The 17,328-nt window shown below is 67.8% G+C and carries 19 protein-coding genes; 8 read left to right on the top strand and 11 right to left on the bottom strand.

The annotated features are described in order from the left end of the window. Positions 1–28 precede the first annotated feature (28 nt). Positions 29–1,240: a Gfo/Idh/MocA family protein gene (locus ACLQ28_RS10825; RefSeq protein ID WP_425686082.1), complete on the top strand. Its 1,212-nt coding sequence runs from the start codon at positions 29–31 to the stop codon at positions 1,238–1,240. A gap of 69 nt (positions 1,241–1,309) precedes the next feature. Here the strand turns inward: ACLQ28_RS10825 and ACLQ28_RS10820 are convergent, their stop codons facing one another. Further along, positions 1,310–2,287: an SDR family NAD(P)-dependent oxidoreductase gene (locus ACLQ28_RS10820; protein ID WP_425686081.1), complete on the bottom strand. Its 978-nt coding sequence runs from the start codon at positions 2,285–2,287 to the stop codon at positions 1,310–1,312. Between the two features lie 118 nt (positions 2,288–2,405). Here ACLQ28_RS10820 and ACLQ28_RS10815 point away from each other — a divergent pair, with 118 nt between their 5' ends. From ACLQ28_RS10815 to ACLQ28_RS10805, 3 genes are all read left to right on the top strand, one after another. Then, the gene (locus ACLQ28_RS10815; RefSeq protein WP_425686080.1) at positions 2,406–3,008 is read left to right on the top strand and encodes a TetR/AcrR family transcriptional regulator; all 603 of its coding nucleotides are present in this window, start codon (positions 2,406–2,408) and stop codon (positions 3,006–3,008) included. 108 nt (positions 3,009–3,116) lie between these two features. Continuing rightward, positions 3,117–3,842, top strand: a complete 726-nt coding sequence (locus ACLQ28_RS10810) for an HD domain-containing protein (RefSeq protein ID WP_425686079.1) — start codon at positions 3,117–3,119, stop codon at positions 3,840–3,842. Positions 3,843–3,993: 151 nt separating this feature from the next. Beyond that, the gene (locus ACLQ28_RS10805; protein WP_425686078.1) at positions 3,994–5,487 is read left to right on the top strand and encodes an FAD-binding oxidoreductase; all 1,494 of its coding nucleotides are present in this window, start codon (positions 3,994–3,996) and stop codon (positions 5,485–5,487) included. A 190-nt stretch (positions 5,488–5,677) separates the two neighbouring features. Here the strand turns inward: ACLQ28_RS10805 and ACLQ28_RS10800 are convergent, their stop codons facing one another. Both ACLQ28_RS10800 and ACLQ28_RS10795 read right to left on the bottom strand, forming a co-directional pair. Further along, positions 5,678–6,043: a barstar family protein gene (locus ACLQ28_RS10800; RefSeq protein WP_425686259.1), complete on the bottom strand. Its 366-nt coding sequence runs from the start codon at positions 6,041–6,043 to the stop codon at positions 5,678–5,680. A gap of 5 nt (positions 6,044–6,048) precedes the next feature. Next, positions 6,049–6,498 (bottom strand): ribonuclease domain-containing protein, encoded by a 450-nt coding sequence (locus tag ACLQ28_RS10795; RefSeq protein ID WP_244166133.1) that lies wholly within the window; start codon positions 6,496–6,498, stop codon positions 6,049–6,051. A gap of 276 nt (positions 6,499–6,774) precedes the next feature. Here ACLQ28_RS10795 and ACLQ28_RS10790 point away from each other — a divergent pair, with 276 nt between their 5' ends. Then, entirely contained in the window at positions 6,775–7,605 is an 831-nt protein-coding gene (locus ACLQ28_RS10790) for a hypothetical protein (protein ID WP_425686077.1), read from the top strand. Between the two features lie 131 nt (positions 7,606–7,736). On the opposite strand, the gene ACLQ28_RS10785 is transcribed toward ACLQ28_RS10790, so the two are convergent. Further along, entirely contained in the window at positions 7,737–8,669 is a 933-nt protein-coding gene (locus tag ACLQ28_RS10785) for an HNH endonuclease (RefSeq protein WP_425686076.1), read from the bottom strand. A gap of 354 nt (positions 8,670–9,023) precedes the next feature. Next, positions 9,024–9,263: a winged helix-turn-helix domain-containing protein gene (locus tag ACLQ28_RS10780; RefSeq protein WP_425686075.1), complete on the bottom strand. Its 240-nt coding sequence runs from the start codon at positions 9,261–9,263 to the stop codon at positions 9,024–9,026. Positions 9,264–9,574: 311 nt separating this feature from the next. On the opposite strand from ACLQ28_RS10780, the gene ACLQ28_RS10775 reads away from it, so the two are divergent. Next, a complete protein-coding gene (locus ACLQ28_RS10775; RefSeq protein WP_425686074.1) occupies positions 9,575–9,868 on the top strand; it encodes a DivIVA domain-containing protein in 294 nt (97 codons plus the stop codon). A gap of 531 nt (positions 9,869–10,399) precedes the next feature. Here ACLQ28_RS10775 and ACLQ28_RS10770 read toward each other — a convergent pair. Next, entirely contained in the window at positions 10,400–10,969 is a 570-nt protein-coding gene (locus ACLQ28_RS10770; RefSeq protein WP_425686073.1) for a hypothetical protein, read from the bottom strand. A 401-nt stretch (positions 10,970–11,370) separates the two neighbouring features. On the opposite strand from ACLQ28_RS10770, the gene ACLQ28_RS10765 reads away from it, so the two are divergent. Beyond that, complete coding sequence (locus ACLQ28_RS10765) at positions 11,371–11,904, top strand: DUF6817 domain-containing protein (RefSeq protein WP_425686072.1); 534 nt, start codon at positions 11,371–11,373, stop codon at positions 11,902–11,904. Positions 11,905–11,960: 56 nt separating this feature from the next. Further along, positions 11,961–12,371 (top strand): pantetheine-phosphate adenylyltransferase, encoded by a 411-nt coding sequence (gene coaD / locus ACLQ28_RS10760; RefSeq protein WP_425686071.1) that lies wholly within the window; start codon positions 11,961–11,963, stop codon positions 12,369–12,371. 263 nt (positions 12,372–12,634) lie between these two features. On the opposite strand, the gene ACLQ28_RS10755 is transcribed toward coaD, so the two are convergent. The 5 genes from ACLQ28_RS10755 to ACLQ28_RS10735 form a co-directional block, all read right to left on the bottom strand. Continuing rightward, positions 12,635–12,964: a hypothetical protein gene (locus ACLQ28_RS10755; protein WP_425686070.1), complete on the bottom strand. Its 330-nt coding sequence runs from the start codon at positions 12,962–12,964 to the stop codon at positions 12,635–12,637. 44 nt (positions 12,965–13,008) lie between these two features. Then, a complete protein-coding gene (locus ACLQ28_RS10750) occupies positions 13,009–14,244 on the bottom strand; it encodes a WXG100 family type VII secretion target (protein WP_425686069.1) in 1,236 nt (411 codons plus the stop codon). Then, on the bottom strand, positions 14,241–14,549 hold the full coding sequence (locus ACLQ28_RS10745) for a type VII secretion target (RefSeq protein ID WP_425686068.1): 309 nt from the start codon (positions 14,547–14,549) through the stop codon (positions 14,241–14,243). The genes ACLQ28_RS10750 and ACLQ28_RS10745 overlap by 4 nt, the downstream gene beginning before the upstream one ends. Positions 14,550–14,732: 183 nt before the next feature. Beyond that, positions 14,733–15,050 (bottom strand): hypothetical protein, encoded by a 318-nt coding sequence (locus tag ACLQ28_RS10740; protein WP_425686067.1) that lies wholly within the window; start codon positions 15,048–15,050, stop codon positions 14,733–14,735. Beyond that, a complete protein-coding gene (locus ACLQ28_RS10735) occupies positions 15,047–17,236 on the bottom strand; it encodes an EAL domain-containing protein (protein ID WP_425686066.1) in 2,190 nt (729 codons plus the stop codon). The genes ACLQ28_RS10740 and ACLQ28_RS10735 overlap by 4 nt, the downstream gene beginning before the upstream one ends. Between the last annotated feature and the right edge of the window lie 92 nt (positions 17,237–17,328).

The raw sequence follows: 17,328 nt of genomic DNA, 5'->3' as shown, positions 1-17,328 counted from the left end.
TGCCCGATGACCGGGCTGAGGTTGGCTGGTGCCCGATGACCGGGCTGAGGTTGGCTGGTGTGGGGTGGGTGGGGTGACGCTGCCCCGGGTGGCGGTGATCGGGGCGAACGGGCACGGCCGGTGGCACCGGCGCGTGATCGCGCCGCTGCACGCCGCCGGTCGGTTACGGCTGGTCGCCCTGGTCGACGTCCGGCCGGTGGAGGACGATCCGGCGGCGCCGGTGCCGCCCGGCGTCGGGGTCTTCACCGACCATCGGGCGATGCTCGCCGCCACCCGGCCGGAGGTGGTGGTGATCTGCACCCCGCCGCACACCCACCTGGCGATCGCCCGCGACGCTCTGGCCACCGGTGCGGACCTGCTGGTGGAGAAGCCGCCGGTGCTGTCGCTGGCCGAGCACGAGGAGCTGACCTGGGCCCTCACCGCCGCCGGCCGGGTGGCCCAGGTCGGCTTCCAGTCGCTCGGCTCGGCGGCCCTCACCGCGCTGACCGACGCGCTTGCCGCAGGCCGGCTCGGCACGGTCACCGGCATCTCCACAGTCGCCGCGTGGCAACGGCCGGACGACTACTACGCCCGCTCCCCCTGGGCGGGTCGCCGGAGTCTGGACGGCCGGCCGATGCTCGACGGCGCTCTGGCCAACCCGTTCGCGCACGCGGTGATGCAGTGCCTGGCGGTCGCTGAGGCGCTCGGCGGGGCGACGCCCTGGCCGGTCGTGATCGAGGTGGAACGCTACCGGGTCCGGCCGATCGAGGTGGAGGACACCGCCGTCCTGCGGGTCCTGTTCCGCGCCGGCCCGCCGGTGTTGGCGGCGGTGACCCTGGCTGCGGAGGAGTTCGTGGCGGGCGAGGTGGTGGTGACCGGTACGGCGGGACGGGCGGTGCTGGAGTATCCGACCGACCGGCTGCGGCTGCCCGGGGACGTGGTCACGCGCCGGGTCCCGGGGCGACAAGGGCTGCTGGAGAACCTGCTCGCGCACCGGGTCGACCCGTCGGGGGTGCCGCTTATCGCCCCGCTGGCCCGTACCGCGCCGTTCACCGCACTGCTGGACGCGTTGCGGGCCGCGCCGGAGCCTCGGCTGCTCGACGGCGACCTGGTGACCGCGGTGGGTGACGGTGGGCAGCGGGTCCGCCACCTGCGGGGCGTGGTCGACGTGCTGCGTCGGGCGGCCGAGCGGGGGGCGCTCCCCAGCGAGCTGGCGGTGCCGTGGGCGGCCGCCGCGTACCGCGCCGAGGTGGCGGGCTAGGGGGCGACGGCAACCGGAGCCTGGACTTCTGCGGGCCGCTCGGTGGGGACGACTTCCAGTACGCGCTCGTCAGGGTTGGCGGATCAGATCCAGCGACACCGCCCACAACGTCGTTGCGGTGTCCGGGTCGAGGGCCCACTGCTTGACGCCGTGACTGTGCTCGAACAACTCCGCGTCGTCGGCGACGGTGTACGCCTCGCGTCCGTCGTCGAGATAGTGACCGCCGCTGTGGGCGAACTCGGGGGCGACCGCCGCGATGAGTGTGGTGGCGGCACCCTGCTGGACGGTCTTGTAGGCGAAGGCTCCGGCAGCCTCGGCCGCCGCCAGGTAGTCCTTCTGCTCGGGTGTGAAATCTCGTTGCAGTCCGGTGGAGACGCCACCGGGATTGACGGTGTTCGCGACGATGCCGTCGGCGGCCCAGCGGCGGGTGGCTTCGACCGCGAAGAGTGAGCTGGCGGTCTTGGACTGTGCGTAGGAGGCCTGCGGGTCGTAGGCGCGTCGCTCGAAGTGGATGTCGTCGAAGACGACCGGCGAGTTCATGTGTGCCGTTGAACTGACCACGACGATGCGGGCCTCGCCGCGCTCGCGCGCGCCGGCGGCGAGGGCTTCGTGCAGGCCCAGGCTCAGGGCGAAGTGGCCGAGGTGGTTGACCACGAACTGGTGTTCCCAGCCTTCGGGGGTGCGGTGCAGCTTGCTGAGGAAGACGCCGGCGTTGTTGATCAGCAGGTGCAGCGGCCCGGTCCAGTGGTCGACGAATTCAGCGATGGAGGACCGGTCGAGGAGGTCGAGCGCCTGCACGTGGACGGTGTGGTTACCGGTGGTCTCGGTGATGTCCTGGGCGGTTCTCGTGCCGGCGGCGATGTCGCGAACCGCCAGCGTGACCTCGGCACCCGCCCGCGCGAGTGAGCGTGCCGTCTCCACGCCGATCCCCGACGAGGCGCCGGTGACGACGGCGCGGACGCCCGTGAGGTCGACCCCGCTCACGACGTCGTCGGCGGTGCTGTGGGCGTCGAAACGGGTCGTGATCAGTGGACGAGGGGTCGTCATGGCGTCTCCTGAGAAGGTCGAGCGGTCGCAGCCGAGGTCAAGCGTCGTCGGCACTATGGTTACTATACAGACTCTGCATATGTTGTTTAGTAAGTGTAGCTGTTGCTAGAGTGGCGCCATGAGCGTCTCGCGGGCGGCCGAGGTGGCCGGAGAGCAGAGCGAGGGTGGCCGCCGAAAGCACGTCCTGAAGGTCGCTCTGCACACCTTCGCGCGCTACGGATACCGGAAGACGTCGATGGATGATGTCGCCCGCGCCGCGGACATCTCCCGGCCCGGCCTGTATTTTCTGTTCTCTTCCAAGGAAAATTTGTTCCGCGACGCTGTCATCGACGCGCTCGACGGTGACCTTGACATCGCGGGCCGGGTGCTACGGGACACTGAGCGCCCACTGCGGGACCGGCTGATCGAAGCCTTCGACCTGTGGACCGGTCGCTACATCGGCTCCATGGCGACCGAGCTGGCTGTCTTGATCGACACCAGTCCGGCCCTCCTGGGGCCCATCGTCGCGGCCTATCCTCAGCGCTTCGCCGAGATGCTGACGCACGCTCTCGAAGATGCCCTGCCCCCCAGGCGCAGAGGATTGGCCGAGGACATGGCCCGGACCCTGCGCAGCACCGCCGCCGGCATCAAGTACGAGGCGACCACCCGGGCTGAGTTCGGCGAGCGCATGACGATCGCCATCGACCTCTTCCTGCCCGCACTGCGGACAGACAAGCGCTGATCAACTCGACCACTCAGCCATTGCCCGTGGCGTTCGCCGCCGAATCTCGTGGTCGGGTCGGCGACGAACGGGCTCATCGATGTGGAGAAGATCCGCTATAAGTGACGCATGGACTTCCCGCCGCACCTGGGCAGCATGCCGATGCACGCGATCACCGAGATCCACGGCGAACCGGGCCTGCTGGAGCGCTTCCGGTTGGAGGTCCTACGGTTCGACGACACCGCCCGGGAGCGGCTGACCGCCGCCCTCGACCTCGCCGCCGAGCTGCACCGCGACGACCGACGCGTCCGCGAGCCGTACCTCAATCACCTGCTGCGGGTGGCGATCCGGTTGATGCACCACTACCAGATCCGGGACGTGGACGTGATCGTCGCCGGCCTGCTGCACGACGCGGTCGAGGACCACCCCTCCGAGCTGGCCGACGGTGACCCGGGGGCCGACCCGACCGAGGCGGCGCTGGCCGCGCTCGCCGCGCGTTTCGGCCCGCGAGTGGCCACCCTGGTCGCCGCCGTCACCAACCCGGAGTACGACCCCGAGCGGGACCGCAACGCGCAGTACCGGGAGCACCTGGCGGTCAGCCTGGACCGGGAGCCCTGGGCCCGAGTGATCAAGGTGTCGGACTTCACCGACAACGGCGTGGGGGTGATCCACACGGTCGGGCCGAAGGTCGTGTCGTCGGCCCGGAAGTACCGACCGCTGGTGCCGCTCTTTCGGGACCTGATCGGCCGGCCGGACACCCCACTGTCGCCGGCCGTGAAGCGGCACATCTTCGACCAGCTCGCCTTGGCCGAGGAGCGGTTCAGCGCCATCCTGGACCAGCCCGCCCCGAACTGACCCGTCCCCGGATCACCCGACCGGGTTCCGTGACAAGTTCTCAGATCTGCGGGGAAGCCGCGGGCATTACGGTTGGTTTCGCGCCTAATGAGAGGAAATACCCCTCTCGGTTCGTCTTTCAGGCGTGTCACCAATCGAGAGGATTCTGACCATGCGCGACCTTTCCCGTCGTGATCTGCTCAGGGCGACGGCCGTCGGCGCCGGAGCGGTCGCTATCCCGAGCATGATCGCCGGTAGCTCGGCAATCGCGGCCGACGGTCCGGGTTGGCCCTCCGACACGAAGTTCCCGCCGGCACAGCTGACCGGCCGTATCGTCCGCCCGCAGAGCCCCAACTACCCGGAGGCCAGCCTCGGCTGGGACGAGCTGTTCGTGCACTATCCGCTGGTCATCGTCTTCGCACAGGAGACCCAGGACGTGGTCAACGCCCTCACCTGGGCGCGGCAGCACGACGTCGCGCTGCGGGTGCGCAGTGGCCGACACAACCTGGAAGGCTGGTCGAACGTCGACAACGGCATCGTGATCGACGTCAGCGAGCTGAAGGACGTCCACATCGACACCGCAGCCCGCACGGCGAAGGTCGGCGCGGGGCTCACCCAGTCGGAGGCGGTGACCGCCCTCGGGGAGCACGACCTCGCGGCGACGACCGGCACGGAGGGGACCGTGGGCCTCTCCGGCGCGACCCTCGGCGGCGGCTTCGGCTTCCTCACCCGCTACATCGGGATGGCCTGCGACAACCTGATCGGCGCGGAGATCGTCGTCGCGGCGGGCGCTGACGGGGCGAAGGTGCTCGAGGTGGACCCGTGGAACTACCCGGACCTGCTCTGGGCGCTGCGTGGAGCGGGCAACGGCAACTTCGGGATCGTCACCTCGCTGACCTACAAGGTCGCCCCGCTCACCAGCGTCGCCTACCTGCAGGTGACCTGGCCCGGTCTCGGCGACCTGCACGAGGTCTTCGACGCCTGGCAGCGTGTCGGACCGTTCACCGACCCCCGCCTCGGCACCCAGGTCGAGGTCCACCCGGATGAGATCCTGCTGTTCGCGGTGCTCGCGGAGGGGTCGGAGGCAGAGGCCAGGAAGCTGCTGGCGCCGATCCTGTCGATCGGCAACCCCACGGTCACCGTGCAGATCGGCGGCTGGGGCGACGTCTACGCCGACTTCCAGATCCCGAACGAGGACGAGCCGGCGAAATGGAAGTTCTTCTCCCAGTTCACCCGCGAGCCGTTCCCGGAGAAGGCGGTCAGTATCGTCCGTGAGTTCATGGAGAAGTCGCCGTCACCGGACAGCAACTTCTTCACCCAGGCCTTCGGCAGGGGGGCGCAACGACAGGAGCCGTTCGGTGGCGCGGCCTTCCCGCACCGCGACGCGCTCTTCTACTCCGAGCCCGGCGTCGGCTGGGGCACCCGCGGCGAACCCGACAGTGACGACGCCGTCACCCCGATCGCCCAGACCTGGATCGCCGAGTTCAGCCAGGCCCTGCGGCCCTACGTGGACGGCGCCTACGTCAACGTGCCGAACATCGGCATGGCCGAGTGGGAGAAGGCCTACTGGGGACGCAACTTCCCCCGGCTGCGCAAGATCAAGGCGAAGTACGACCCGCACAACGTCTTCCAGTACGAGCAGAGCATCCCACCCGCGACGCACTGACCCGGGATGCCCGGCGGTGCGGGTGACACCAACCCGCACCGTCGGGCCGCCAACTCGAGATTGCGATATACCTCCGAGTCGTATTCATACCTCTGAGGTATATCGCTCATCGAAGGAACTACCTCCGGCGACCGTCACCCACGGTGAGATGCCGCCCCCACCGCCGCCGACGACGGGCTCGAATCACCGATCAGGAGGGCACCGCCTCGTCGAGGATGACGCGCAACGGGTGCGGGGCGCTGGTGGCGAGGTCGCCGAGCACGGCGAGCAGCAGACCGTACTGATCGGACGGCTCGTCGACGAGCAGCTGACCGGCATCGGTGATCAGCAGGGTGAGCGGACCGGCGTCGAGCCGGTCCCGGAGCACGTCGAAGAGGGCGTCCCAGGTCTCCCCCAGGTACGCCGGCAGGGTCAGCACGGCGTCGAGCGCGGCGAACAACCCGGCCCTGGTCCGCGTCATCGCTCCGGCCAACACCACCGCGCCGGGTACGTAGACGCCGCCGTCGTGGCGGACGATCAGCCAATCGGGCACCCGACCCGCGTGCTCGTCGACCATCACGCTCAGAGCCGATAGAAGTCGGTGTAGTGGTTGGGCGAGAACCAGGTGACCCCGGTGCTGCGGTTCACCACGATCCGGTACGCGTCCCGGGCGGCGCCCTGGGTGCGCGGGTAGACGTCGTACTCGTAGTAGGTGGCGTTGGTGGGCAGTTGACCCTCGTAGTTGTAGAACTGGCCGCCGGCGAAGTTGGACTTCCCGCCGCTCCAGGAGTACCAGCCGCGGCTGGTCGGGAACCCCTTGGCGGACCAGCCCGAACGGGCCGTGCGGGCGTCCGCGCAGCGGCTCATGGTGCAGGAGCTGTAGACCGCCGCCGAGGCCGGGTCGGTCAACCGAGGGGAGACCACGGACGGGCCGACCAGCGCGGCGGCGACCATGGCGAGGAGTAGGGCGAGGGTCGTGGTACGCCGGCGGATCGCGCCGAGCGTGGCCAGCGGGGACACGAGGGTGGACACAGGCTGCCTCCAGAACATCCGATCCATCGATCCGCGTGATTGTCGGACCGGACCCAGTCTCACCGCTGCCGGTCGGCGACAACACCCCTCGACACCCCAACTGCTCCACAATGCTGGGTTAACCCAGAATGATCATCTGTCTCGGCGCGCCCGATCGGGCGGCAGCAGGCGACGGCGCGGTGTCGGTGTCGGGTGCGCAGGTGACGGCGTGGCGACGGGCAAATCGGTCACCGGTTGTTAGCGTGAAACGCGGATCCGTGACTGTGGAGGGGTGCCATGACGGACGCCCCCGATGGGAGGCCGAGGCCTGCGGACCAGTGGCGGCACCGGGGCATTCGCGGGCTGACCATCGCCCGCGACGCGGGTGTCCACGGTTGGCGGTGGTGGGCGCGTACCTGGGATCGGCTGGTCGCCGCCCTACAGGACGAGGCGCCCGTCGGGCCCGGCGCCGCACCGTCGCCGTCCGGCCCCCTCGTCGAACAACGCGACGCGCCCCGGCTGATCGCGGTGCCCGCACGCGGTTACGTGTACTCGTTCTACATCCGCGCCACCTTCGCCTGGTCGTCACCGGCGACCCTGCGGGCCGAGGTGCTGAGCTGGTACGTGCACTACTTCCAGCCCAACGCGATACAGCGGCTGACGCGGATCGCCGCGGACGCCGCCCGAGACCTACCGCCGCACCGGGCCGGAGACCTGGAGGTGGCGTTGCAGCAGGCGCTCGCCGAGGACCCCGTGTGGCACTACGAGCGGGGTGACATCGCCATCACCTGCCGCCCCGACGCCGCCGTCCGCCTCGACGAGCGGATCTTGCCGGCGCTCCAGCCGCACGTGGACCGGCTTGTCGAGCTCGAATATCAGTTCGACGAGCAGCTTCGCAGAGCCCGGTACGCCGAGGAGCTGAGCCGCCAGTGGATGACGCTTCTCGGTGCCCATGCCGAAGACCAGGACGTCTCCGACGCCCGCGACGAGATGCTCACCGCGCACAAGGAAGCGACCCGCTGGATCACCGAACTCCTACGCCGCCACGCCGAACACCCGACCGACCCGGTAACCGCGCCGCCGATCCCGCCGCAGCCAACCCGCGAAACCCCAGCACCGCCGCAGTGAAACGTCAGCGGCGCAATGGAGAACGCAACTGTCAGCACCACCCGCCCCGACAAAAGCAGAGGTCGGCGGCTGTAGCGGCACGTTATGGTAGCAACGCCGCCAGTCTGAATAGCTCAGGCATGGAGCAGGTATTAGGCAGCCTTGTAGACAGTGTCGAGGTGCCATTCTAAGAATTCGGCGTGCGGCCGATCACTGCGTCGCTCGGGAAGGGCTATCTGCTCGCCTACCTTTGCATAGAACTGGTCGCCGTTGCCGAACTCGGTCCGAAGCCGCGGACTAACCAGAAGCCGATGCCTCGGGTCGACGCCCAGGTAACCCCGGTCGAAGAGTATGTGCACGTCGGACTTGAGTAGCAGGCCGTTGTCCAGCCGATGCTCCCCGCCCATCGGAAGCGGACGGATATGCGCAGCTTGCAGCACAGGCCGGACCTTGTTGCCGGTAATAGCGCAACGCCGGCCATAGGCCCCTAGGACCACCGCCTTGAATGACTGCTGCCCGAGCCGCTGCGGCACGAGTCGCGGATCACCATAGACGGGACCGGGGCGGTGCCACGGTCCGGTGAGGTCCACCTCCGCAGTGGTCCCGATCAATCGATGCATCAGTAGGTCGAAGTACGCAGCCGAATCAGCATCCGCCAGGTTGTAGGTCTTTCCCTGCACAACGTTCGACGCGAACGACGGCGGTGGGTCTGCAGTCGACTGCTCATGGAAGAAGGTGACGTCACGGACGAAGATGCAGCCGATGACGGGGTCTTCCCCGGGGCCGATCGCCTGCTTTCGATACCGCCCGACGCTCTGCCGCATCTCGTCGATGCTGGCAGCGCCATTGGCCTCCCCGAAGAGCTCCCACGCCTCCGAGATTCGGAGCTGCGTGAAACCGCTGAAGAAGCCGCCGCCAACCACCCGGTTGAGCGGAAAATGCGCCTTGAACAGAAATGGCTCTCCCGGGGTGAGAGCGCGGAAGGTACCGCCTGAAGGCCTCCAGAAGTTGACCTCACTCAGCTCGGGACGCTCCGCAAGGAAGCGATACCACCTCTCGTCCGTCACACCTACGAAGGCCTTCACACCGAACAGGGTGCGTGAAAGTTGATCTGCACGCCACTATCCGAACGGTCAACTGCACTCGCAACATGACACTGCTGCTCTCGATCTACGGGCCCGTCCAACGTCGCGGCGGACGGGCCGGCAGGGCCTGCCGCAGACTGCTCCACCCTCGACGCCGAGGCTCCCCCGGGCCACCCGGCAGAAGCCGCCGCACGCCTCATTGACCCGGCCAGCCTCGGTGATGGCCGGCGGCGCCTCCCAACCGATCGTGCACAAAGCGTCCGCCTCGGCCGGCCGGGCCAGCCCAGGCCAACACTGCGGTCGATCGCGTGGCTGTGCGACCCCGGCCGATGGTTTGGGTCGCCAGGCAGCTTCCTATGGCTCTCGCATCCAGGTCTTCGGGTCGGTCACGAAGACACCCTTGCCCTGCTGCCGTCGAATCACCCGCAGCGCTTCCAAGCGGGCGTATGCCATCTGCACCGTCCCGTGGCTGACGTCGTAGCGAGCACGCAGCTCAACGATCGAGGGCAGCTTGTCCCCGGGCTTCAACCTCTTCGACCTGACGTCGGCGATCACATCATCGGCGATGCGCCAGTAATCCGGCACTTCTCGCATGGCACTCCTCGCGTGGCAATCCGATTTGATCACACCGCGACGCGCCTAACAAGCAGCGTTGACTCATCTGACATGTCTAGCTATGTTGATTCCGGGCCGATCCTCGCGTGGCAACGAGTTCGGCTCATCCCCTGGTCGGGGCGGGTGAGTGTACCCGTCCCGACCCGCCGGACTGCTCTGCTGTCGTACCGCTGAATTGGGCTGCGCCGGCAGAGCGGGCGGGTCGTCCGCCGCCCCGAGCGGACGGATCGCCCTTCCAGACCCACCGCAAGGACCTTCCGCGCTCCCGCCTGCCCTCAGAGAGGATCGTCGTGGCTCAGGTGTATCGAGGTGGCCAGCCCTACCCCGCCGGCTACCCGGCCCGGTTGACGCCGCACGAGGTGCGGGCCCGCGAGTTCGCCACACGCCGGCGCGGCGTCGACCCCGATGAGGTACGCGAGTTTCAGGCCCGGGTGGCCGACGAGGTGGCCATGCTCAACGAGGCGGTACGGCTGCTCAGCCAGGAGAACGATCGGATCAAGCGGGCACTGCGCGACTGGCAGATCATGCACGCGCAGGAGTGCCGGCCGCCGCAGGAACACCATCGCAACTCCGGCCACTGGTGACCGCGCGCCCCTCCCCTGGCGACCTGCTCGTCATCGACGGCCGAGCCTCGGTGCAGTTCGCTGGTGACCGCGCCCTGACCTTCCGCCTCGTCTCAGTGTCCGACCAGCCGACATACCAAGGTTGGATCTGGCTGACCGGCTATGTCATCAACCGCCGAGGCGACGCGACCGCCAAAACGCGAGGTCTTCGTTCAACTCGCCGGCCTCCGACCCACAACCGCGCACGCCTCGCCGACCCGGCTCGGCCGAAGGCTTCGGCCCCGGGCCGCTCACCGAGCCATACGATCCCGACTGCTCGGCAGACGCCGCCGACTGGTGTCACAGGGCAGGTTCTGGGCCCGTGTGCTGCCACCACGCCGTGAAGAGGGTGACGAACACGGCCAGCATCCGGAGGACGCGCACGGTGTCGGCACCCATGAGGGGAAGTGAGCTTTCAGCAGCCGCGTCAGGGCCGCCCACACCTTGTCGACGACGATGTCGACGACAGCGTCCTTCACCACCCATCAACCGTCTCAGCCTCCTGGCCAGAACTCAGTCGTCGAATTCCTCGTCTTCCGGGACCATCAGCCACTCGCCAGGCAGCCGCTTCCGAACAGCTTGCACCGCTTCCGGGGTCCGGCCATGGACCCACAGCCACGTCTCACCGTCATTTCGCAGCAGCACATCAGGACCGGCGAACCAGCGGACTCCCGGCCCGCCCATCCCTGCCCAGAAGGGGAAAATCGGCAGCGGCAGGCGCTCGAACGCGGCAATCACCATCTCGACAAGCGCTACCGAGAGCCGATCCGAGTAGGGCGCCCAGCCGTCTCCGACGTTCACCACGACCGGCGGATCGTCCTGGCCGATCGCCCAGGCAGGAACGCCCCACGATGCGCAGCTCTGCGCCTCCACCCGAAACACCAGGACGCCATCAGGGTCGACGTCAAGACTCTGTGGCCATACCAAGTTGTCCTGAGTGGCGGTCAGGTCCCTTCGGCGACCGAACAATAGATAAGCCTCACGCAGTGCGGCCGGCAGCGCGAAGCCGATCCGGTCCTCGCCCACCTGCACCAGGGCCGGGTCGACACCATCGCCCTCGACGACTGGACGGCCAAACGCCACGGTTAGCGCTCGAACGAAGTCCTACCCTCGGTGGCGGCTGCCTGCGGCCAGTTCGTCGAGCCCCTCGAGCATGTCGATCACCATACAGACGCCCAGCTCACTCACCCAGAAGAGTCAATCTTCGGGGAGCGGGCAGGCCAATTCCACCTAACCTGCCCCTTCCAGCCATGCACCGAGCCACCACAGCCGGAGCATTTGCAGCCCGGCTTGTGGGCGTTGGCGCAGTTCAATCCAGCTCCTGCGGCGGCCGCCCTAGCAGCGAGGTGGATGCCGTGCAGGTGGCGCTCGGACAGCTCCACCCGCAGGCCGGGCTTGGACAGGAACACCGCCGCCTGCACGTGTGACATATTGCCCACGCCGAGAGGTCACCGGATCCGACTGCCGCTACCTACAGTCGGGCCATGAGCACTGACGAAGGCGTGCGGGTCTGGCTCCGCGATCATGGAGCTGAGCGGATCGCGCATCCCGGGGGCAACCTGTACGGCCACCTGTGTCGAGTCAGCGAACGGCTCGCCGTGCTCGGCTGCGGCAGTGAGGTGCAAGCCGCTGGCCTTACCCACGCCGTCTACGGCACCGACGGGTTCGACCTCGCCCTGCTTGATCGGGCCGATCGTGCTGTTCTGCGGGATCTCGTCGGTGCCGACGCCGAGGAGCTTGTCTATTTGTATGGCGCCTGCGACCGTGGACGCACCTGGCGGGAGCTGGCAGAGACCGGCCAGGTGTTCGACCGCTTCGAATGTCACGTGAGAACGCCAGATGCGGCTCAGCTTCGGTCGCTCATCGACCTGAGCATCGTCAACGAACTGGACGTCGTCGAGCACGATCCTGCGGTGGCTGGCCGGCACGGCGCGTACTTCCGGGAACTGTTCGCCTCCTGGGCCGCACTGGCCTCCGAGCAGGTCATCCGCGATGCGCGGCGGGTCCTGCGGCCGTGACACCCGCACCATCGGCAGGGCCACGTCCGACAGCACGCACCTCGGGTCGCGTACGCATGCGAGCCGTCTACCCCGGCAGCTTCGATCCCTTCACTCCCGGGCATTTCAATCTGGTGGAGCGGGCACGCGTCCTCTTCGACGAAGTGGTCGTGCTCGTCGCGGTCAACAGCGCCAAGCATCCGGGCACCGACGGAGAGGATCGAGCGGCCGCCGTTCGAGCCGTTCTGCCCGTCGAGTGGACCTCCGTCACCGTCGCGGCCTGGAGCGGTTTGACCTCCACCTACTGCCGTCGCCACGATGTGGCAGTGATCGTCCGCGGCCTGCGTAACACCACCGATCTTCAGGCCGAGTACCAACTCGCCGCGATGAACCAGTCGCTGGGTGTCCCCACGGTATTTCTGCCTGCGCAGCCCGAACTGGCCGCGGTGTCGTCGACCGCGGTGCGCACGCTGGCGCCGGAGCGCTGATGGCCGCTCTATCAGACCGCTGGGACACCGCCTGGGACCTGCGGGCAGAGGCGGACGGGGCCAGCCGGCGGACCGGCCCCGCCAGCGGCTTGCAGAGGTGGACATCCGCTCTACATATTCGGCGTCGCTCGAACACGCGGTGACTTTCGGCGGGGTTGTCCAGTGTGTCCGCGCACTGCGTCCGAGCGGCTGAGCAACGTGGAGCGGCAGCTTCGTCGCCCGCACCAGGGTCGCCTGACCAGGCCGACTCAAGCCGTCGTTGGTCAGATTCGGGGATGTGCGTCCTCGATGCGCTCCGCCCCCACATACGCGAGGAAGTGCGTCTGCTCGGTGCGATTCAGTGCCTCGAAAGCGGCGTAGGCCCTCGCCCGTGCCTGCGCGGTCTCGGCTGCCAATAGACCGATGATCGCCGCCCAGGCGAGGGAGACCAGGTGGAAGGCACGGTCTTCGCGCAAGGCCGGGAGCCGGCTCAGCTGATCAAGCTGACTGGCAGCGTCGTCGTCCGCTCGCGCCCGGTCGACCAACTCGAACACCGCCTTGCCTCGGTAGGGTCCTCCGCTGTTGGCCAGCTCTGCCAACTCCTGATTGGTCATCTGCCGCACGGGCGGGACCGGGAGGTTAGGCGGGGGCGGCGCGGTCATGGATCAACTCCGAAGATTCTCGAATATTCTTCGCGGATAGCCTGGTTCAGGCGCTCGACGGACTCGTGGTCACCAATCGACTTGGCGTAGTCAATCTCTTTCTGGTACGCCCGTACCTCGTTCTCGTACCGTACGACCGGGTCCTCGAACCAGCCTCTCATGCCCGCCCAGCCAGCAGCCTGGTCGTCGCGTAGGTGCTGCATCTCGTGCAACAGCGCCCCGTACGACGCCTCCGGGTCGAGGACGAGTTGACCCGGACGACCCGGCCCGGGAGCCGGGCCATAAGCCAGGGCATCCGAGCGGAAGGAGATGTCGACACCCAGGCCTTGTGCCTCCTGGATGGCTGCCTCCCACGCCTCGGGATGTGTCTGTCGCGCCGGACCCCACTTACGGAGCGGATCAGCGTCGGCGTGAAACAGATGAGTGCCGCGATCGAGCGCACTTGGCGATGCCGGCCCTCCGGGCGTGGTGCCGCGGACAAGAGCCTTCAGATCTCTGATGAGCTGTTCGAGGCGGCACAGGATGGGGGCCAGCCGGCGCAGGCTCTCAATCAGTCCGTGCATCAGGCGGGTGATCCGAGCTACCCACTTGCCAGCGAGAGCAGTTACCTGGGTGATCACCCATGGGGTCGCCAGGCCCAGTGTCACCCCTGCCTCGGCAAGCCACTCCCAGAGGCGCACCGCCAGCACCGACACGAACTCCGCGATGAGGTCACGGACCAGGCCACGAACCATCGCGACGAGCAGCCCAGCGCCAGTGGTGATCTCGGCCATGGCGTCGGCAGCCTTTGTGACTGCGTTCAGCGCGGCCACCTGTCGGTCGCTGTTCCGACGGTACGCATCGGCGGCTGCGCCGCTCCAACCTGCCACCTGCGTACCGACCATTCCACCGAAAGCGGTGCCTGCCTCGGCGGTGGCCTTGGCGACATTGCGCCAGGTCTGCGCGTACGCGGTGATCTGATCGGGATCGCCGGCCAACTCGTCCAGCGCATCGGACAAGGGCTTGACGTGCTCGATCAGCCAGCCCACTCCCCACGCGACCAGTTGACCGAGCGGGTCGGTAACGAAGGCGAGGGCGTCCATGGAGGCTGCGAAGCCGCCTATCGAGACATCGATCCAGCTACCGGAGGCGTAACCCGCCATCAGGGCGTCGATGTCCTCCGCGAGGAAGATGCCACTGAACGAGGTCGTGCTGTCCTGGCGGGTGGCAATCAAAGGGGACGGCTGGCTCACTGGGTGGCTCCATCGAACCGGGTCGCCACGTCCTGGTCACCCCGCTCGTACCGGTCAGAGACTGACCGCAACCCATCGGCCGCCTCCTGCAATGCGCGAGCCGTCTCACCGAAGCTGTCGACGGTGGCGTCTTGAAGCGAATGAAGGAGGTTGGGCATCAGCTGACACAACCGACCGTACGCATCACGACCCAGCGCGACCGAAGCCGCTGCGCGACGACACTCGTCGACCGTGTCGGCGGTGTCGTCGACGGCGCTAGCGTGGATTCGCAGCGTCTGGGGGTCCACCTCGAAGCCGCCGGTCACCAGCCGCCCTCCCCGCCACCCGTTGAATGCCCGGATCTGCCAACGTGCCGGCAGAGCGCCGCCCGTGGCCGTTGCGGCCAATCCAATGAGCGACGGCCTGGCGTGTCCGGGACGCACCGGACGCACCTGGGAAAGATGGTGTGCACGGCCAAGTCGACGCCGCAGGTCGTGCCCATGTCCGCCTTATTCGTCGAACAGCGGTGCAAGCTGTTTGAGCAGGAGCTTGGTGCTCACATTGCGCGGAAGATCGAGCTTGATATCGATGCCCGGTCCCTTGACCGTCAACAGGACAGATGGGCGCTGGTCGCGAAGTCGCCAGTTTCTGATCGCGGTAACCAAGGCACCTACCTGTGGTTGCAGCGTCGCCAGGGTGGCGAGATTCGCCATCACACCGATGCCTTCGATGGCGAGCGTGACGCTGGAGACATCTCGAACTCCCTCGTACGGCAAGGCCAGTTCGTCGAGCACATCCGCCGGAAGCAGCAACTTCACGCTTGTCATTTCTCGCCTCTCGTCGACGATGCGATCCGCTCCTGGACGGCTCGATCCAGGGGCCGCAAGGTTGTGGAGGCGACCGCGCCGCAGAAATAACCCTGCACGTGGTGGATGCCGAGATCATAGATCTGGCGCAAGCTCACCGGTGCCTCGTCGTCGTAGCCCTCAACGATGACCGCGCGTGGGTGCGGGGCGTGCCCCTGGTCGCTGGCATATCGCGCCACCCGCGCCACCAGTGCCAACTCGTCCACCGCCAGGGGATGGTGCAGCACGGCGCGATCCACCTTGATCTGGGTGAGCCGTAGCTCCGCCATGCGGGCCAGCGACGCGTGCCCTACCCCGAAGTCGTCCACCGCGAAGTTGATGCGCAGCTCTCGGGACAGCTCAGTCAGACGGCGGTGGAAGTACACCAAGGGCTCCTGCGGCCACAGTTCGCCCGGCCCAGGCGTGATCGGGTCTTGTTCGGAGATCTCCAACGTCAGTGTCCGTGGGTTGACCTCCGCGTCGACGAGCGCTTTGTGCACTTGGCTCAGGTATGCGTCGCTGAGCAGCGAACGGACGGCGACGTTGACCGATAACGGCTTGATGCCCTGCCACTCGGCCGCGGCATCGGCTTTGGCATACGAGTGGATCGCCTTGGACACGAGCAGCGCGTCACGTTCGATGATGAAACGGTCGCCCCAGTCGTACGCCATCCGCAGCGCCGCCAGCGGCGCGCGGGACTCCCGCTCGGTGCGGCGGGCCAGGGCCTCGAAGCTCTGGATACTCACCCCCGAGGCACGCAGGTCCAGTTCCACCACGGGTTGGAAGACCATGGTCATCGACTCGACGAGGTTCTGATAGACGCTGAAGGCGTACTCGTAAAGCTTCAACGGCAATCGTCCGAAAGCGATCCGCAGCGCGGTGAGCACGGCCATCTCCGCCTGGACCGGGTCATCGAACGGATCAGACTCCCAGACCGCCCGCAACATGACCGCCAACGGCTCCCCCATGTCGAGTTGAGCTAGGGCGGGGTCGACCACCGCGAGGGCGAGAGTCCGCTCGTCGGCGTACGAGAGGGGGACGCAGAGCATCCGGCGCCGGGCGCCGTGGGAAATCACATGCCCGGGCATGGACGTGCGGTGCTGCAGCGCCTCGACAGCGGCCGCTTCGAGCATCGGCCGGAGGGCCTCCTTGTCGAATCTGCTCGTCGGGCTCACCACGGCAAACTCCGTGCCGGCGAACTCCACGAGCGCGACGGAGTCCGCGTCGACGGCGTAGCGGACGAGATCGACCCGGTCGGCCTGGCCACCCTGCTGGCCGTGGTGCTGCGGCCGACTCTCCGCCCGGAAGATCCGGCCGAGCAACTGCGTGATCGAGTTGCTCTGATCCTCAAGCGGGTTCTTGCAGGGGCTGGTGGCGCCGGGGTTGGCCGGCGCGTTGAGCGCCTGTCGGTCGTGACGGGATGGCGGCGGCTGTGTCAGCACCGTACTGGGCCCGTACGTCCGCACCCACTGCACCGGTGGCGGATCGATGCCCTGGTTGGCCACGAACGCGGCCATCTGCGCGAACGACACCCGGCGGGCCTCGTCTGCCGCCTCACCCTGCAGCGCCCTGAGTACGTAATGGGTCAACACCCCGTGCCGGTGCTCGGCACTCTCTCGCGCCACGGCACCCCTGGGGCAGGCCAGCAGGGCGCTGTGCCGGTCGACCTGGGTGCGGTAGGTCTGCATCACTGCGGCATGCCGTCGGTCGGCGTCGGCGTAGATGCCCGCCTGGCAGCAGTCGAGCACCAGGAACGAGGTGCCCGCGAACGCCTCGAAGACGTCCCGCTGGAGGAACGACATCCGCAGCCCATTGTCGGGTTCTCGCGGGAGACGCTCGGGGTCGAGATCGGCGGTGACCAGGTAAGCATCGAGTTGTTCATTCCACTCGGGCACGACGGTGTGGCCGGCGAAGTAGACCAGCAGCACGTCCGAGGGCCCGGAGGTGAGGACGATGTCCCGCAGGAACGCCTTGATGGCGGCCGAGGTGGCGTCGGCACCGGGGAACACTTTGACGTCACCGTCGTCGAAGGTGCCGTAGTCAGGGTCGAGTAGCACGCCCCGGAGCGCCTGCACGTCGCTTTCTGCGTAGCGGAGGGCCGGCAGGTGCAGGTCGTAACCGCAATGGTTGACTCCGATGAGGACGGCCTGTCGCTTGCTCGGCGCCATCGCACCCCCCGAGTCGATCGGTCGCGCCGTCACTGCGCGAACCCACGTCAATGCATTAGGTGACATTACCGACTGACCGAGATCCGTCGATC

The sequence above is a fragment of the Micromonospora sp. DT201 genome (assembly GCF_049841575.1).
Lineage (GTDB): Bacteria > Actinomycetota > Actinomycetes > Mycobacteriales > Micromonosporaceae > Micromonospora.
The sequence above is the reverse complement of the archived record's forward strand: the minus strand, read 5'-3'. Positions and strand labels throughout refer to the sequence as shown.

Excerpts from the sequence above, each read along its gene's own strand:
- ACLQ28_RS10815 (WP_425686080.1), top strand. The coding sequence starts at position 2,406 with ATGAGCGTCTCGCGGGCGGCCGAGGTGGCCGGAGAGCAGAGCGAGGGT.
- ACLQ28_RS10765 (WP_425686072.1), top strand. The coding sequence starts at position 11,371 with ATGAGCACTGACGAAGGCGTGCGGGTCTGGCTCCGCGATCATGGAGCT.
- ACLQ28_RS10790 (WP_425686077.1), top strand. The coding sequence starts at position 6,775 with ATGACGGACGCCCCCGATGGGAGGCCGAGGCCTGCGGACCAGTGGCGG.
- ACLQ28_RS10735 (WP_425686066.1), bottom strand. The coding sequence starts at position 17,236 with ATGGCGCCGAGCAAGCGACAGGCCGTCCTCATCGGAGTCAACCATTGC.
- ACLQ28_RS10820 (WP_425686081.1), bottom strand. The coding sequence starts at position 2,287 with ATGACGACCCCTCGTCCACTGATCACGACCCGTTTCGACGCCCACAGC.
- ACLQ28_RS10780 (WP_425686075.1), bottom strand. The coding sequence starts at position 9,263 with ATGCGAGAAGTGCCGGATTACTGGCGCATCGCCGATGATGTGATCGCC.
- coaD (WP_425686071.1), top strand. The coding sequence starts at position 11,961 with ATGCGAGCCGTCTACCCCGGCAGCTTCGATCCCTTCACTCCCGGGCAT.
- ACLQ28_RS10800 (WP_425686259.1), bottom strand. The coding sequence starts at position 6,043 with ATGGTCGACGAGCACGCGGGTCGGGTGCCCGATTGGCTGATCGTCCGC.
- ACLQ28_RS10810 (WP_425686079.1), top strand. The coding sequence starts at position 3,117 with ATGGACTTCCCGCCGCACCTGGGCAGCATGCCGATGCACGCGATCACC.
- ACLQ28_RS10755 (WP_425686070.1), bottom strand. The coding sequence starts at position 12,964 with ATGACCAATCAGGAGTTGGCAGAGCTGGCCAACAGCGGAGGACCCTAC.
- ACLQ28_RS10805 (WP_425686078.1), top strand. The coding sequence starts at position 3,994 with ATGCGCGACCTTTCCCGTCGTGATCTGCTCAGGGCGACGGCCGTCGGC.
- ACLQ28_RS10740 (WP_425686067.1), bottom strand. The coding sequence starts at position 15,050 with ATGACAAGCGTGAAGTTGCTGCTTCCGGCGGATGTGCTCGACGAACTG.